This window comes from Pseudomonas frederiksbergensis, from assembly GCF_001952935.1.
GTDB lineage: Bacteria > Pseudomonadota > Gammaproteobacteria > Pseudomonadales > Pseudomonadaceae > Aquipseudomonas > Aquipseudomonas frederiksbergensis.
On the sequence record NZ_CP018319.1, the window covers coordinates 4857729 to 4872741 of the forward strand.

The window sequence follows — 15013 nt, forward strand, 5'->3', positions numbered from 1 at the left end:
AAATGTCTATTCATCACAGAAAGCCGTCAGCGCTTTTACCTGCACCCGTACTGCCGGTGGCCTGCGGCGACATTGTCTTTCTCGAAGATGTCGTAGCCGGCGCTCAGGTCAAAATTGTATTGAGCCGGGGTGTCTATCCGGGTATCCAGGTGACCCTCGAATACAACAATGACGGCACCTCCAAAACATTAACGACCCCACTTACTGGAGGTGGGGCATTATTTGTGATTCCTGCTTGCGCGTTTATTAACAGTGTGGGAATGCGGATTCGGTATTGGGTCGACGATCCATTCCAACAAAGCGAAGTGCTCGATTTAGGCGTGTCGACGCGCTTGTGAGGCAGACTTGGCTATTGGCAGGGCAACAGCGATTGAATATCTTGCGTTTTTTAGTGAGTCATTTTTCGTTGAATAAGTCATGCTGATTAATGACCCTATTAATAACTGGCACGACTTCTGTAACTGATCTGGGTATTCACCCGGACCCACGGAGTCGGCCCATGACAACTTCACCTATCACCGCCCATGTAATCCACTCAGATGCCGAGGCGATTATCGTCGCCCATAAGCTAGCCGCACGTTTTGCCATGGAGGCCAACGATGGGCCGGTGGCTACGCGGGTTTGTGCGTAATGTGGTGATTTAGCTGCTAATACCGCTCATCGGAAATGACGAGCTACCTGTTATTTCTGCCAGTAGACGGTTATTGGTCCAATCCTTAGTGTTGCCTTTGCAATAAGACGTACTGAAAAACTGGAGGCGTCCGCTTGGTCATCTCTCGCAGTGTCTTACTCTCGATCAACAGAAAAAGGAAGAATGTCATGACGACGGAAGAAGCAGTTACTTTCCATAAACTGGGCCGGAACTTACTCGCTCCTACCATTGTGCAAGCTGAGAATGAGTTCGTTAAACGGGAATTTTTGAAACACTGCACAGTTCATATTGCTATTTCATCAGACATCGGCCTTGGGGACTCAGTGCGTCCGGAATTGTATGTTGAACGGATGGGGACCTTTTCCAGAACGCCCTTTGTGGTGACGGAAGAGCAATTGGTTAAAGGTATTACCTGGCAACTTACCTCTAATCTAGTCGCTTTGCCAGGCGTCGCCGTCGAGGTTGTGTACTCAGTGAAGAAGAATGACGGCAGTTCCTTGGAGTCGCCAGTCAATAAATACAAAGTCAAGTAGTTGAATTGCTAAATTGAGCATTCAAGGCTTGATGTGGTGTTGGACCCTCCTGCTGTTGCCTGAGCAACAGTAGGAGGACAGTTTGTTTCGATTTTCCTAATCGACTGATGTTCTTTCTGAATGTAACTGACTGAAAAACAATAGAAAAGTGTGTTGGCACGACTTGTGTAACGGGTGTTTGGTACTTACCTGAAACCCCGGAGTCGGCCCATGACAGCCTCTGCCCAACCCCCTAGCACCGCCCATGTAATCCGCTCTGACGCCGAAGCCATCGCCGTCGCCCATAAGCTCGCTGCACGCTTTGCCATCGAGGCCAGCGTGCGGGATCGCGAGCGACGCCTGCCAATCGCCGAGCTCGATGAGTTTTCCGCCAGCGGCCTCTGGGGCATCACCGTTCCCAAGGAGTACGGCGGCGCTGGCGTTTCCTATGTGACCGTCGCTGAGGTGATCAAGATCATTTCCTCTGCCGATTCGTCCCTGGGTCAGATCCCGCAAAACCACCTCGGCGTGCTCGACATCCTGCTGCAAACCGCCACCGAAGAGCAGAAGCGTTACTACTTTGGCAAAGTCCTGAAGGGCTACCGTTTCGGCAACGCCTTCTCCGAATCCAAAAGCAAAAACGCCGGGGCCTTCGAAACCCGAATCCGTTTCGATAAAGACACCGCGCAAATCGACGGCGAAAAGTTCTACTGCACCGGCGCTCTGTTCGCGCACATCGTGCCAGCGGTGGCGGTCAATGAAGAGAACAAGGCCTTCATTGCCTTCATCGAGCGCGACACTCCCGGCTTGACCGTTATCGACAGCTGGGACGGTTTCGGCCAGCGCACCACGGCCAGCGGTGGTGTCACCCTGAACGAGGTGAAGGTCCCGCTCCGTGCTGTGATCCCAGCCCACAAGGCTTTTGATGAACCCACCGCCGACGGCCCGATTTCACAAATCATTCAGGCGGCCGTGGACACCGGCATTGCCGTCGGCGCCCTGGAAGAAACCAAACGCTACGCCCGCGAAGCCCGGCCATGGATCGACAGCGGACAGGATCACGGCTGGCAGGACCCGTTCAGTATCGCTGCGATCGGCGACCTCGAATGGCGGGTCCACGGCACCGAAGCGATCCTCAAAAAGGCCGGCCGCGCAATCGACCACGCCTTGCTCGACCCCAACGAAGACACGGTGGCCCGCGCTTCGGTGGTGGTTGCCCAGGCCAAAGTGTTGTCTGCCGAGATCGCCTTGCTTGCCAGCAGCAAACTCTTCGAACTGGCCGGTACTCGCTCGGTGCTCGGCAAGTACAACCTCGACCGCCACTGGCGCAACGCCCGGACGCACACCCTGCACGACCCGGCACGCTGGAAATACCACCTGATCGGCAACTACCTGCTCAACGGCGTGAAGCCTGCGCGCCACGCCTGGAACTGAGGAGCCCACCATGAATGCTTTGACCCAACCGATTGTTGCCGGGCAGCCCCTGGCCAAAAGTCAGCACGACCTGCACAACGCTCGCAGCGTGCTTGATACGACGTTGCGTTTCGTCCGCCAGCAGGCTCAAGCCACGGATGATCCTTTCGTCATCAGCCGCTTCGGCGACTTGCACATCCGCATCGAAGTCGCCGCTGCGCTGCTCGAACGCGCCGAAGACTTTCGGAGCAGCGTTGATGACGACACGGAAATCAGCGTCGCCATCGCCGAATCGCACCTGGCCAGCGCCGACGCGTTAAATGCCGTCAGCAACGCTGAATTCGAACTCACCGGCCAACGCACCGCATTGCCCGGATCACTGGATGATCCGCTGCGCTGGAAGCGCCACCTCATCGGCAACTTCCGCCTCAACGGCATCCATCCCCCTAGCGTTCGGAGTGTCGTTTGATGGCCCGTGAAATTCGTCTCAACGCCTTTGACATGAACTGCGTCGGTCACCAGTCGCCGGGTTTGTGGGCGCATCCGCGGGATCGCTCCTGGCAGTACAAGGATCTGGAGTACTGGACCGATCTGGCGAAAATCCTCGAGCGCGGCAAGTTCGACGGCTTGTTCATTGCCGATGTTCTGGGCATCTACGACGTCTACAACGGCAATGGTGATGCGGCGATCCGTCAGGCGACGCAGGTGCCGGTCAACGATCCGCTGCAATTGATTCCGCCGATGGCGCTGGTCACCGAGCATTTGGGTTTCGGCCTGACCGCATCGCTGTCGTTCGAACACCCGTATCCATTCGCCCGACGCCTGTCGACGCTCGACCATCTGACCAAGGGCCGCGCTGGCTGGAACATCGTCACCTCTTATCTGGAAAGCGGTGCGAAAAACCTCGGCCTGAAAAACCAGACCGAACACGACGCCCGTTACGACTTCGCCGAAGAGTACCTGGAGGTTTGCTACAAACTCTGGGAAGGCAGTTGGGAAGAGGGGGCGATTCTGCGGGATCGCGAGCGACGGATCTTCAGCGACCCGAGCAAAATCCTCGAAATCCAGCATGTCGGTAAGCACTTCCAGGTGCCGGGTATTCACCTCTGCGAACCCTCGCCGCAACGCACGCCGGTTCTCTATCAGGCTGGGGCATCGAGTCGCGGCAAGCAGTTTGCTGCTGAGCATGCCGAGTGCGTGTTTGTTGCTGCGCCGTCGAAAGTGCTGCTGAAGAAAACCGTTGCCGACATCCGCCGTCGGGCTGCCGAAGCCGGACGCGATCCGTCGAAGATCCTGATCTTCAACCTGCAAACCGTGATCCTTGGCGAGACCGACGCCAAGGCCAAGGCCAAGTTTGAGGAATACAAAACCTGGGTCAGTTACGAAGGCGCGATGGCGTTGATCTCTGGCTGGACCGGGATTGATTTCAGCCAGTTCAAGCCTGATGAGCCGCTCAAGCATGTGCACACCAATGCTATTCAATCGGCGGTGGAAGCGTTCTCCACGGCGGACCCGAACAAGGTCTGGACCCCCAACGAATTGGCTGACTGGGTGGGCATCGGCGGTTTTGGTCCGTTGTTTGTCGGCAGCCCCGAGACCGTCGCCGACTTGTTGCAGGAGTGGGTTGAGGAGACCGACGTGGACGGCTTTAACCTGGCCTATGCATTGACTCACGAAACTTTCATCGACGCTGTGGAATTGCTGGTGCCGGAGCTGCAGAAGCGTGGGGTCTACAAAACCGAATACGCGCCGGGGACCTTGCGCGAGAAGTTGTTTGGGGAAGGGCCGCGATTGCCGGAGATTCATCCGGGGGCGGGTTATCGAGACCTGGCGGCGTTGCGGCAGCAAGAGAAGAAAGTGGCGTCCGCATAGAAGACTCAAACACCACACAAATCCCCTGTGGGAGCGGGCTTGCTCGCGAAGAGGCCAGAACATCCAACATCAATGTCACCTGTAAGACCGCTTTCGCGAGCAAGCCCGCTCCCACAGAGGGCGGTACCAACCCTTCAGCCCAGCGGACCACCGCACGCTTTTGCCCATGAACAGGAGGTCAATCCAATGAGCGTGCACGAACTCAAACGTCCGCCAATCGCGGACACCACAGAGTGGCGGGTCGATCTGCCCAAGGCTTTGGAGCAATTGCGCCACTGGGCTCAGGTCAGCCCCTTGCAACCGGCCTTGCGGCACAAGCGCCATGGCCAGTGGTTCGTCTGGCGCTGGATCGATGCCTTGCGCGATGTCGAGCGTTTGGCCGACGGCTTGCGACAGCAAGGATTCACCGAAGCATCGCGTCTGGCGTTGAGCGGCGCCTTCGAGCCGAATCTATTGCTGCTGGCACTGGCTGCGCAGCACATCGGCGGTGAACTGCTGACGCTACCGGACAACCTCGATGCAGAAGCTCTGCACAAAACCCTATGGCGCAGTCGCCCCACTCACGCGTTTGTCCAGGCACGACAGACGCAACAGCTCTGGCTCAGCCAAGGCCAATCGCTGCTGGATTTCCCCGAACTGCTCGGCCCGGTCGAACCTCTGCAACGTCTCAGCCGTTGGTGGCAACGCCCGCAACTGTGGAGCGAAGAAGGCACCCAATGGCAGGCCGGTCTCAGCGTTTTGCTCGAACAATGGCTGACCAGCGGCCACGCCCTGGCGTTCCCGGAAAGCCCTGGCAGCGCCAGCCGCGACCGTCGTGAAGTGGCACCCTCGGGATTGCTGTTATCCGGTGAGCGCCTGCATCTACTGGCCGCAGAAATCGAAAGTCGTCTCGCGCCGCTTGGCACCTGGCGCCGACGCCTATGCGACTGAGTCATCGCCCACCCGGAAAAAGGCCTGCAACGCCTGATCAAAAACCGCGTTCGTCGACTGCTGGGCTTTCACAACCTGCATTTCATCTGGCAAGCCACGCGCGCCCCCGACGCTCAACCAACGCCTGCCTGGTTATCCGAATTCAAACGGGACATCGCATGAGCTCGACCGATTCCATCCTGCAAGTCAGCGGTATTTCCCTGTCCTTCAAAGGCGTAAAGGCGATCAACGAACTCTCGTTCGACGTACGTCGTGGCGAGATCTGCGCACTGATCGGCCCCAACGGCGCGGGCAAGAGTTCGCTGCTCAATGTGCTGAACGGCGTGTACCGCTTCGATGCCGGCTCGATTGTCTTTGAGCAGCAACCGTTTAAACGTATCGATCCGCTGACCGCCGCACAACGCGGCATCGGCCGCACCTTCCAGAACAACGCGCTGTTCAAGAAGATGAGTGGGATCGACAACATCCTCACGGGCTTGTCCCGGCACCTGCGCAGCAGTTTCATCGAACAGGCGCTGGGCTTGCCAAGAGCCCGCCGTGAGGCTGAAGACTTTCGCCAACAGGCTCAGGGCATTCTCGAATTCCTCGAACTTCAGGCTCACCGCGATGTGCCGGTGGGCAATCTGTCTTACGGCCTGCAAAAGCGCGTAGAGCTCGGTCGTGCCTTGATCGCGGGGCCGCGCCTGTTGCTGCTGGACGAGCCGATGGCCGGGATGAACGCCGAAGAGAAGCAGGAAATGGCGCGCTTCATTGCCGACGTCAACCGCGACCTCGGCACCACGGTGGTGTTGATCGAGCACGACATGAGCGTGGTGATGGGCCTGTCCGACCACGTGGTCGTGCTCGATTACGGACGCAAAGTCGGCGACGGCACACCGGCCGAAGTGCAGGCCAATCCCGACGTGATCGCGGCGTATCTGGGAGTGGTTCACTGATGACGTTCTTCTTGGAAACCCTGCTCGGCGGCCTCCTCGCCGGGACCATGTATTCGCTGGTCGCGATTGGCTTCGTGCTGATCTACAAGGCCAGCGGTGTGTTCAATTTCGCCCAGGGCGCGATGTTGCTGTTCGCCGCGCTGACCTTCGTCAGCCTGCACGATCAGGGCGTGCCGTTTGCTCTGGCGTTGTTGCTGACGGTGGCGGTGATGATCATCGGCGCGTTGCTGATCGAACGGCTGGTGCTGCGGCCCTTGGTCAATCGCTCGCAGATCACCTTGTTCATGGCCACCCTCGGGCTGTCGTTCATCATCGAAGGCCTGGCTCAGGGTTTGATGGGCTCGCAGGTGCGGGCGCTGGACCTGGGCATCGACGACGTGCCGCTGTTTATCGGCGGGCTGATGGTCAGCCAGTTCGACCTGATCGCCGCCGCCACGGCCATCTTGTTGGTGACGGTATTGGCGCTGCTGTTCAACAAAACCCGCATCGGTGTGTCCCTGCGCGCCGTGGCCGATGACACCACGGCTGCGTTGTCGATCGGTATCAACCTCAACCGCATCTGGCAGATCGTCTGGACGGTGGCCGGTGTAGTCGGGTTGGTGGCGGGATTGCTCTGGGGTGCGCGGCAAGGTGTGCAGTTTTCCTTGTCGCTGGTGGTGCTCAAGGCCTTGCCGGTGTTGATCATTGGCGGTTTCACCTCGATTGGCGGGGCGATTGTCGGCGGCCTGATTGTCGGTGCGGCGGAGAACCTCGCCGAGGTTTACATCGGCCCGCTGATCGGCGGCGGCATCACCCCGTGGTTCGCTTACGTCCTGGCTTTGGCCTTCTTGTACATCCGTCCCGCCGGCCTGTTCGGCGAACGCGCCATCGAGCGAGTCTGAAACCATGTCAATTTCCCTTACCCGCGAAACCGCACCGTCGGTGTTGATCCAGCGCCGTGTGCCACTTGGTCTGCTCGGCCTGTTGTTGATCGCTTTCGTCGTCGTGCCGCTGACCGGTAACGACTACTGGCTGAACGCGATTCTGATTCCGTTTCTGGTGCTGTCCCTGGCCGGGCTCGGCCTGAATTTGCTCACGGGTTACACCGGCCAGACCTCGGTCGGTGCGGCCGGGTTCATGGCGGTCGGGGCGTTTGCCACCTATGGATTTTTGCTCCGGTTGCCTGAACTTGGCCTGCCAGTCGCCTTGCTCGGTGGCGGGCTGATCAGCGCCGTGGTGGGCTTTGTCTTCGGCCTGCCGAGTTCGCGGATCAAAGGCTTCTACTTGATGGTCACCACGCTGGCCGCACAGTTCTTTCTGGAGTGGTTGTTCGTCAAATTCCCCTGGTTTTACAACTACGGATCGTCCGGGACCATTTCCGCACCCAAACTGGCGCTGTTCGGCCATGACCTGAACACGCCGTTGGGGCGTTATCTGCTGACCCTGACCACTGTTCTGCTATTGACCTGGGTCGCGGTGAACCTGGTGAAAAGCCAGATTGGTCGCAACTGGATGGCGATCCGCGACATGGACACCGCCGCCGCTGTGATCGGCATTCCGGTGGTGCGCTACAAGCACCTGGCGTTCGCCGTCAGCTCGTTTTACCTCGGCATCGCCGGGGCACTGTGGGCCTTCGCCTATCTGGGCACCGCCAGCGCCAGCAGCTTCGATATCAATCGATCGTTCCAGATCCTCTTCATCATCATTATTGGTGGCATGGGCAGCATCGCCGGCAACTTCGTGGGCGCTGCGTTTATCAGCCTGCTGCCGATCCTGCTCAGCCACGCCGGGCAAGCGTTGTTCGGCGGTTCGGTGGACGCCGGCCAATTGCAGAACCTGCAAAAAATCATTTTCGGCGTGCTGATCATCCTGTTCCTGATCAAGGAACCGGAAGGCCTGATCCGCCTGTTGAGCAACCTTCGTGAGCGGCTGAGCCACTGGCCGCTGCGCTTCTGAATTCCCCAACGATTAGAGAGACAACATGCGTGCATCCTTGAAACGTTCCCTGGTCGGCGCCGCCCTGACGCTGTCGGTTTTCGGCAGTGCGGTGCCGATGGTTCAGGCTTCGCCGGACCAGCAATTCTTCCCGTTGGCCACTTACCGTGTCGGCGCTTACGCTTCCAGCGGTGTGCAAGTGTGGGCCGGCATGCTCGATTACCTGAACTACATCAACGATGTGGAAGGCGGGATCAACGGCGTGAAACTGGTCTGGCAGGAATGCGAAACCGAGTGGACGGCGGAGAAGGGCATCGAATGCTACGAGCGCTTCAAAAAAGGTTTGGATGGCGCCCCGGTGGCGATCTATTCACCCAACGGCGCGCCGGCAGCCTATGCGCTGAGCGAGCGGGCGGAAGTCGACAAAATCCCGCTGATTACCCTCGGTTACGGTCGCACCGAAGCTACTGACGGCACGGTGTTCCCGTACAACTTCCCGGTGATGCTGACCTTCTACAGCGAGGCCTCCAGCCTGATCAACTACATCGCCCAGCGCGAGGGCGGCTTCGACAAACTCAAGGGCAAGAAGATCGCCACGGTCTATCACGACTCGGCGTATGGGCGTGAAACCCTCGGCCCGCTGAAGCTGCTGGCCGAGAAGTACGGCTTCGAAAACATCCAGATTCCGGTGGCCGATCCGGGCAACGAACAATCGGCGCAATGGCGACAGATTCGCCAGGTCAACCCGGACTGGGTGTTCCTGCGCACCTGGGGCGTGTCGACGCCGGTGGCGGTCAAGACGGCCGCGCGTTTCGGCTTCCCGGTGGACCATATCGTCGGCGACATCTGGGCCAGTTCCAGCGAAGACGTATTGCCCGCAGGCGCCGCTGCCAAAGGTTATCTGGCGCTGACGCCGTACCCGGCCGGCACTGATTTCGAGATCCACAAACGCCTCAAGCAGTCCATCCTCGACAAGGGCAAAAGCGACCTCAAGGACCTGAAGAATTTTGGCAGCGTCTACTACAACTCCGGGCTGGTGAACGCGGCAGTGATGGTGGAAGCGATTCGCACGGCCCAAGGCAAATTCGGCAAGCGTCCTTTGAATGGCGAAGAGGGACGCTGGGGTCTGGAACATCTGAATATCGACGACGCGCGCCTCAAGAACATGGGCTACCTCGGCCTGATGCAGAACCTCAAGCTGTCCTGCCGTGACCACGAAGGTGGCGGTTCAGCGCGGGTGCAGCAATGGGACGGCGCCAACTGGACGTTGATCAGCGACTGGATTGCGGCGGATCGCGCGTTGCTGCGTCCCTTGATCGATGAAAAATCCGCGGCCTTCGCCAAGGAAAAAGGCCTGAAGCCACGCACCTGCAACGGGGACGAATAACCCATGAGCCAAGCCGCCAGTGACATTGCTGCCAATGACCTGTTGCAAGTCAGCGACATTGAAGTGATCTACGACGGCGCGATCCTGGCCGTCGCTGGAGTGTCGCTGTCGGTGCCCAAGGGCGGCATCGTCGCGTTGCTCGGCGCCAACGGCGCGGGCAAAAGCACCACGCTCAAGGCGATTTCCGGGTTGGTTCGGGCCGAGCGGGCGGAGGTCAGTCGCGGGACGATCAAGTTTCTCGGGCATGACACGGCTGGCGTCGATCCGAGCCTGCGAGTGCGCCAAGGGATGGTGCATGTGCTGGAAGGTCGGCATGTGTTCCCGCAACTGACGGTCGAGGACAACCTGCGCAGCGGCGGGTTTGTCCGGCGCTTGAGTCGTCAGGACATGGCCCGTGATCTGGAGCGAATCTATGCCTGGTTCCCACGCCTGAAAACCAAGCGTAAAACCCAGGCCGGGCTGACGTCCGGGGGCGAGCAGCAGATGGTCGCCATAGGCCGGGCCTTAATGACGCGTCCTACTTTGGTACTGCTTGATGAGCCTTCCATGGGTTTGGCGCCTATTATCGTCCAGGAGATTTTCGAGATCGTCGCCCAGCTCAATCGCGAGGAGCAGGTGAGCTTCCTGATTGCCGAGCAAAACATTAATGTGGCGCTCAAGTACGCAACGACGGCCTACGTTCTCGACACCGGCCGAGTGGTGCTGTCCGGGGGGAGCGAGGCGCTGTTGGCGCGGGGCGATCTGCATGACTTCTATTTAGGTAAACACTGAGCAGTGAGAACGCCATGACTGAAACCCAAAGCGGACAGGCAACCGACGCCATCCGCCACGCGGACATCCTGATCGTCGGCGGCGGCCTCAGCGGCGCAATGCTGGCGGCGCAGTTGCTGCGCTTGCCGGGCAAATGCCAGGTGCTGGTGATCGAACCCCGCGCCGAACTGGGACGGGGCGAGGCGTACAGCGCGGTCGAACTGGGCCATACGCTCAACGGCAATGCGGCGCGGATGAGCGTCGATCCGGACAACGCCGACGACCTGACCCAATGGCTCACCGAATACATCGCGGCGGGTGGCTGGCCGGAGTCTGACGAGCAACATGTGCCGGTCAGCGAATTGTTCCCGCCCCGGGGGATTTTCGGCCTGTACGTGCAGCAGCGCCTGGCCGAAGCGCAAGCGGTGGGGGTGTTGAACGGGTCAACGGTCGAGCATGTGCGGGCCGAGGTGGTTGACCTGCAGACCCGCGACGATTCTGTGTTGCTGACGTTGAGCGACGGGCAACACTTGCAGGGCGCTTATGCGGTGTTGGCCACGGGGATGTTTCCCGCGGCGCGTACGCCACAGACCGAGTCCAGCGGCTTGAACGCGGCGGCGCTAGATCCGTGGGACGTCGCGGCCATGCAGCAACTCGATCCGCAGTCGACCGTGCTGATCATCGGTTCGGGTCTGACCATGGTCGATGCCGTGGTGTCGCTGGAACAGGCCGGGCATCGCGGGTCGATCGAAATATTTTCCCGGCATGGCTTGCTGCCTCATGTGCGTCGGCAGCCACCGGCCTGGGTGGATTTTCTCGCTGAGGATCAGAGCATTCGCACACCGCCACAGTTAATGCGCGAGCTGCGTCGGCATTGCCGGGACGCCATCGCCCAAGGCATCGACTGGCAGGCGCCGCTCGACACCGTAAGGGCGCACATCGGCCGTTTGTGGAATCAGGCAACGGATGTGCAGCGTCGACAGTTCGTGCGGCATGTGCGGCCGTGGTGGGAAAGTCATCACCATCGCTCTCCGCCGTTGAGTGCCGAACTGGTGGAGCGGTTGCACAAAGAGGGGCGGTTGCGGATTCAGGCGGCGTCGTTCAAAGGGCTGGAGCCCTCAGCGGACGGAGCAGTGAGCATCCGCATTCGGCGTCGCGGTGAAGCAGAAACCAGCGTTGTCAGCGGCGCGGCATTGATCAATTCCAGCGGCATCGAATACGACTGGCGACGCGTCGCCCGACCGCTGCCACAGCAACTGCTCGCCCGCGGACTTGTCCGGCCGGGGCCGTTGGCGCTGGGGATTGCGGCGGCAGTCGATGGCGCGGTGTTGGGCGCCGATGAACACATCGCCAACCGTCTGTTCGCCATGGGCCCACCGCTACGTGGCATGTGGTGGGAAAGCACGGCAGTGACCGACGTCGCGAGCCAGGCCAAGGCGCTCGCCACTCGCCTGACAGAAACGCCGCCCCTGTAGCAGCTGCTACGAATATCTCGAGCCTGTATTTCAACACTAAAGACAACAAACCCCGGGGAGATCCGATCTCCCCGGGGTTTGTTGTTTCAAGCGCAACGCCATTGCTCAATAACGCTGATACTTCGAGCCGAATTCAGGGCGGTTTTCAGCGACATAGAGAGTGCTCGCCTGGCTGTCTTTGTGATCAACACCAACGGCGTTCACGTTCAACGTGGCCGGTTGGCTGACTTTGGCCGCTGCAACGACCTGCGAGGTGGCGTGTGGGGCGGCGATGGCGGAGGTGGCGCCAAGAACCGAAAGAGCGAAACCAAGACCGATGATGCTTTTCATGAAGTTGCTCCAGAGTGTGGGGAGAAGATGGGGGCCACTGTAGTGCTGGAGCTGCGCGATGAAAAAACACTCTGACGCATAGTTGTTATCGAGAGCGATGATTCATTGTCTGCCCCACGCAAAGCGCGGGAATGATCATGGGGATCGCCAGGCTCAGCCAAAAGCCCTGGCAATCAATATCGTTGATATTTCGAGCCGAACTCGGCGCGGTTTTCCGCGACGACCACACCGCTGCGTACGGCGTTGTTCGGGCTGATTAGCGCCACACGTTCGCGCAGTTCTCGCAGGCGGTCGGCACCGCCTTCGGCCACACGATTCTCGATCATACGATCAGAGCCGCCCTCAACCAGCAGTTGTTTTACCTGGCCAGGAGACGCGTTTCATGATTCTGCGCCGAGCAATTCCACCGGGTAGGAGAACACGTAGCCTTCGTTGCGCACGGTTTTGATGTAGGTCGAGTCCCGTGAGTCATCCATCAATCGCTGGCGCAGACGGCTCACCAGCAAATCGATCGAGCGGTCGAACAGGTCGGCGTCGCGACCCTGGGTCAGGTTGAGCAACTGGTCACGGCTGAGTACCCGTTGCGGGTGATCGAGGAACACCCGCAGCAAACGGTATTCGGCGCCACTGAGGGCTACCATCGTGTCGTCTTCGTCGAGCAAGTGCCGGGCGGTGGTGTCCAGGCGCCAGCGACCGAAACCCAGCAATCGGCCCGTTTCGGTGATCAGCAGGTTGGGCGGTAGCATCCGGGTGCGGCGCAACACGGCGTTAATCCGCGCCAGCAGTTCGCGGGCGGCGAAGGGTTTGGTCAGGTAGTCGTCGGCGCCCATTTCCAGGCCGAGGATGCGATCGGTTTCGTCGTTGCGTGCGGTGAGCATCAGGATCGGCGTGGCTTTGTGTTTGCCCGAGCGCAATTCGCGGCACAGCAACAGGCCGTCATCGCCGGGCATCATGATGTCCAGCACGATCAGGTCCACCTGATTGGTTTCCAGAAAGCTGCGCATCTGCCGGCCATCGGCAACCACCGTGGTGCGCAGCCCGTTCTTTTTCAGGTAATTGCCGACCAGTTCGCGAATCTCCCGGTCGTCGTCGACGATCAGGATGTGGTCCACGTGTTCCATCGCTCAAGCCTCTTGTTGTTGGTTTTGTATCGCACTGTATCTGATGCCCCCGGAGACACCTTGCGCCTTATTAATTCCGGTACTACGACACATGGCAGATACCTCGGGCCGATTAAATGGGTTCCATCGAGACAAGATGACTTGCCTCACCACCACCGCCCATTGCCACCTAGAGGAAATCACCATGAACTGGAACGCACTGATTGCCGCCAGCTTCTTTGCAGTCCTGAACGTTGCAGCGTTTTCGGCCCAGGCCGATGTTCAAACGCCGTCGCAAGAAACTTCTCACGGCACTCACCTGGATATCAAGAAAGTGATTTCCGTCGTCGATAACGGCGATGGCAATTGCGGCATTGTCGATGCCCGCCTGACCTATCTCGATTCCAGCGGTATGCAGAAAGTCCTCGATTACAGCAAATTCGCAGAGTGCGGCAATCAGGGCGGCTGATCTTTCCTCTACGCTGATCGCTGTCAAAGACGATGACCGCGCAGTCTGCTCATCAGCCCGTATTGGCTGACTCACATCGTCCAGAACAGCAGGTCAATGACTTCCAGGGAAACCACCATGAAGATGAATGTGTTGAGCAAAAAAAACGACTCACGTCGTCGTTTCCTTGCCCCATCGGTCCTCGCTTTCGCGCTGATGCAGGCAGGTGCCTTTGGTGCTGCCCATGCGCAGGCCGCAACGCCAGAGCCAGTGTTGGCCAGCGCTGGCACCCTCAAGGCGGATTCGTTTGGCCCGCTGAAGCATGTCAACGCCGGATTGCTGAATGTGGCTTACGCCGAAGTCGGCCCCGCCGATGGTCCGGTGGTGATTCTTCTGCACGGTTGGCCTTACGACATTCACAGCTACAGCGAAGTGGCGCCCTTGTTGGCGGCCAAAGGCTACCGGGTGTTGATCCCGTATGCACGGGGCTACGGCGACACGCATTTCCTGTCCGACAAGACTGTTCGCAACGGCCAGCCCGCCGCGCTGGCCAGTGACGTCATCGACTTTATGGATGCGCTCAAGATCAACAAGGCGGTGCTCGGTGGCTACGACTGGGGCGCGCGCTCGGCGAACATCGTTTCGGCGCTCTGGCCGGAGCGGGTGGATGCGTTGGTCTCGGTGAGCGGCTACCTCATCGGCAATCAGGCGGCCGGCAAGAATCCGTTGCCGCCCAAGGCCGAGCTGCAATGGTGGTACCAGTTCTACTTCGCGACCGAACGCGGCCAGGCCGGTTACGAAAAAAATCGCCACGACTTCGCCAGGTTGATCTGGGAGCTGGCCTCGCCGAAATGGACGTTCGACGACGCGACTTTCGACCGCAGCGCGGTGGCCCTGGACAACCCCGATCATGTGGCTATTACGATCTTCAACTATCGCTGGCGGTTGGGCATGATTCAGGGCGAACCTCAATATGAAGCGCTGGAGCAGAGGCTGGCCAAGGCGCCGGTGATTACAGTGCCGACCATCACGATGGAAGGTGATGCCAACGGGGCGCCACATCCGGCAGCCGAGGATTACGCCAAGCGTTTCACCGGCAAATATGAGTACCGACTCATCAACGGCGGTATCGGCCACAACTTGCCGCAGGAAGATCCGCAGGCCTTTGCCAAGGCAGTGATCGACGCGGATCAACTCTGAGATCGCGGTATATAACACCAATCTACTGTGGGAGCGGGCTTGCTCGCGAAGGCGGAGTTTCAGTCACTATTAATGTCGACTGACACACCGCCTTC

16 protein-coding genes and 2 pseudogenes are annotated in these 15013 nt (G+C 59.5%); 15 read left to right on the forward strand and 3 right to left on the reverse strand.

All coding sequences use genetic code 11. The features are described from left to right. Nucleotides 1-2: 2 nt before the first annotated feature. The 13 genes and pseudogenes from PFAS1_RS29600 to PFAS1_RS22805 all read left to right on the forward strand — a co-directional run bounded on the left by PFAS1_RS29600 (nt 3) and on the right by PFAS1_RS22805 (nt 11840). Entirely contained in the window at nt 3-338 is a 336-nt protein-coding gene (locus tag PFAS1_RS29600; RefSeq protein ID WP_156886745.1) for a hypothetical protein, read from the forward strand. A gap of 161 nt (nt 339-499) precedes the next feature. After that, complete coding sequence (locus PFAS1_RS30180) at nt 500-631, forward strand: hypothetical protein (RefSeq protein WP_257787311.1); 132 nt, start codon at nt 500-502, stop codon at nt 629-631. Nucleotides 632-819: 188 nt separating this feature from the next. Continuing rightward, nucleotides 820-1185, forward strand: a complete 366-nt coding sequence (locus PFAS1_RS22755) for a hypothetical protein (RefSeq protein WP_076030605.1) — start codon at nt 820-822, stop codon at nt 1183-1185. A gap of 210 nt (nt 1186-1395) precedes the next feature. Continuing rightward, nucleotides 1396-2598 (forward strand): SfnB family sulfur acquisition oxidoreductase, encoded by a 1203-nt coding sequence (locus PFAS1_RS22760; protein WP_076030606.1) that lies wholly within the window; start codon nt 1396-1398, stop codon nt 2596-2598. Between the two features lie 10 nt (nt 2599-2608). Continuing rightward, nucleotides 2609-3046, forward strand: a complete 438-nt coding sequence (locus tag PFAS1_RS22765) for an acyl-CoA dehydrogenase (RefSeq protein WP_076030607.1) — start codon at nt 2609-2611, stop codon at nt 3044-3046. Further along, complete coding sequence (locus PFAS1_RS22770) at nt 3046-4449, forward strand: LLM class flavin-dependent oxidoreductase (protein WP_076030608.1); 1404 nt, start codon at nt 3046-3048, stop codon at nt 4447-4449. The genes PFAS1_RS22765 and PFAS1_RS22770 overlap by 1 nt, the downstream gene beginning before the upstream one ends. A 186-nt stretch (nt 4450-4635) precedes the next feature. After that, nucleotides 4636-5541 (forward strand): annotated as a pseudogene (locus PFAS1_RS22775) (AMP-binding protein). Then, nucleotides 5538-6314, forward strand: a complete 777-nt coding sequence (locus PFAS1_RS22780; RefSeq protein ID WP_076030609.1) for an ABC transporter ATP-binding protein — start codon at nt 5538-5540, stop codon at nt 6312-6314. Before PFAS1_RS22775 ends, PFAS1_RS22780 begins: the two are co-directional and overlap by 4 nt. Then, nucleotides 6314-7195, forward strand: a complete 882-nt coding sequence (locus tag PFAS1_RS22785) for a branched-chain amino acid ABC transporter permease (protein ID WP_076030610.1) — start codon at nt 6314-6316, stop codon at nt 7193-7195. Before PFAS1_RS22780 ends, PFAS1_RS22785 begins: the two co-directional genes overlap by 1 nt. Before the next feature lie 4 nt (nt 7196-7199). Beyond that, the gene (locus tag PFAS1_RS22790) at nt 7200-8249 is read left to right on the forward strand and encodes a branched-chain amino acid ABC transporter permease (protein WP_076030611.1); all 1050 of its coding nucleotides are present in this window, start codon (nt 7200-7202) and stop codon (nt 8247-8249) included. Nucleotides 8250-8274: 25 nt separating this feature from the next. Next, nucleotides 8275-9615 (forward strand): ABC transporter substrate-binding protein, encoded by a 1341-nt coding sequence (locus PFAS1_RS22795; protein WP_076030612.1) that lies wholly within the window; start codon nt 8275-8277, stop codon nt 9613-9615. 3 nt (nt 9616-9618) lie between these two features. Further along, nucleotides 9619-10386, forward strand: coding sequence for an ABC transporter ATP-binding protein (locus PFAS1_RS22800; protein ID WP_076030613.1), 768 nt, complete (start codon nt 9619-9621; stop codon nt 10384-10386). 14 nt (nt 10387-10400) lie between these two features. Further along, the gene (locus PFAS1_RS22805; RefSeq protein ID WP_076030614.1) at nt 10401-11840 is read left to right on the forward strand and encodes an FAD/NAD(P)-binding protein; all 1440 of its coding nucleotides are present in this window, start codon (nt 10401-10403) and stop codon (nt 11838-11840) included. 105 nt (nt 11841-11945) lie between these two features. Here PFAS1_RS22805 and PFAS1_RS22810 read toward each other — a convergent pair whose 3' ends face one another. The 3 genes and pseudogenes from PFAS1_RS22810 to PFAS1_RS22820 all read right to left on the reverse strand — a co-directional run bounded on the left by PFAS1_RS22810 (nt 11946) and on the right by PFAS1_RS22820 (nt 13291). Beyond that, complete coding sequence (locus tag PFAS1_RS22810) at nt 11946-12170, reverse strand: hypothetical protein (RefSeq protein WP_076030615.1); 225 nt, start codon at nt 12168-12170, stop codon at nt 11946-11948. Nucleotides 12171-12343: 173 nt separating this feature from the next. Then, a pseudogene (locus PFAS1_RS22815) lies at nt 12344-12529 on the reverse strand (phage infection protein); the annotation flags it as partial. A gap of 21 nt (nt 12530-12550) precedes the next feature. Further along, nucleotides 12551-13291: a response regulator gene (locus PFAS1_RS22820; RefSeq protein ID WP_076030616.1), complete on the reverse strand. Its 741-nt coding sequence runs from the start codon at nt 13289-13291 to the stop codon at nt 12551-12553. A 184-nt stretch (nt 13292-13475) separates the two neighbouring features. Between PFAS1_RS22820 and PFAS1_RS22825 the strand changes: the two genes are divergently transcribed. Then, on the forward strand, nt 13476-13739 hold the full coding sequence (locus PFAS1_RS22825; protein ID WP_076030617.1) for a DUF2790 domain-containing protein: 264 nt from the start codon (nt 13476-13478) through the stop codon (nt 13737-13739). A gap of 117 nt (nt 13740-13856) precedes the next feature. Next, nucleotides 13857-14918: an alpha/beta fold hydrolase gene (locus PFAS1_RS22830; protein ID WP_076030618.1), complete on the forward strand. Its 1062-nt coding sequence runs from the start codon at nt 13857-13859 to the stop codon at nt 14916-14918. The last annotated feature ends 95 nt before the right edge of the window (nt 14919-15013 follow it).

Coding starts and splice junctions, on each gene's coding strand:
- PFAS1_RS30180 (WP_257787311.1), top strand. CDS start 500: ATGACAACTTCACCTATCACCGCCCATGTAATCCACTCAGATGCCGAG.
- PFAS1_RS22780 (WP_076030609.1), top strand. CDS start 5,538: ATGAGCTCGACCGATTCCATCCTGCAAGTCAGCGGTATTTCCCTGTCC.
- PFAS1_RS22770 (WP_076030608.1), top strand. CDS start 3,046: ATGGCCCGTGAAATTCGTCTCAACGCCTTTGACATGAACTGCGTCGGT.
- PFAS1_RS22830 (WP_076030618.1), top strand. CDS start 13,857: ATGAAGATGAATGTGTTGAGCAAAAAAAACGACTCACGTCGTCGTTTC.
- PFAS1_RS22825 (WP_076030617.1), top strand. CDS start 13,476: ATGAACTGGAACGCACTGATTGCCGCCAGCTTCTTTGCAGTCCTGAAC.
- PFAS1_RS22800 (WP_076030613.1), top strand. CDS start 9,619: ATGAGCCAAGCCGCCAGTGACATTGCTGCCAATGACCTGTTGCAAGTC.
- PFAS1_RS22795 (WP_076030612.1), top strand. CDS start 8,275: ATGCGTGCATCCTTGAAACGTTCCCTGGTCGGCGCCGCCCTGACGCTG.
- PFAS1_RS22760 (WP_076030606.1), top strand. CDS start 1,396: ATGACAGCCTCTGCCCAACCCCCTAGCACCGCCCATGTAATCCGCTCT.
- PFAS1_RS22820 (WP_076030616.1), bottom strand. CDS start 13,291: ATGGAACACGTGGACCACATCCTGATCGTCGACGACGACCGGGAGATT.
- PFAS1_RS22790 (WP_076030611.1), top strand. CDS start 7,200: ATGTCAATTTCCCTTACCCGCGAAACCGCACCGTCGGTGTTGATCCAG.
- PFAS1_RS22805 (WP_076030614.1), top strand. CDS start 10,401: ATGACTGAAACCCAAAGCGGACAGGCAACCGACGCCATCCGCCACGCG.
- PFAS1_RS22785 (WP_076030610.1), top strand. CDS start 6,314: ATGACGTTCTTCTTGGAAACCCTGCTCGGCGGCCTCCTCGCCGGGACC.
- PFAS1_RS22755 (WP_076030605.1), top strand. CDS start 820: ATGACGACGGAAGAAGCAGTTACTTTCCATAAACTGGGCCGGAACTTA.
- PFAS1_RS22765 (WP_076030607.1), top strand. CDS start 2,609: ATGAATGCTTTGACCCAACCGATTGTTGCCGGGCAGCCCCTGGCCAAA.
- PFAS1_RS29600 (WP_156886745.1), top strand. CDS start 3: ATGTCTATTCATCACAGAAAGCCGTCAGCGCTTTTACCTGCACCCGTA.
- PFAS1_RS22810 (WP_076030615.1), bottom strand. CDS start 12,170: ATGAAAAGCATCATCGGTCTTGGTTTCGCTCTTTCGGTTCTTGGCGCC.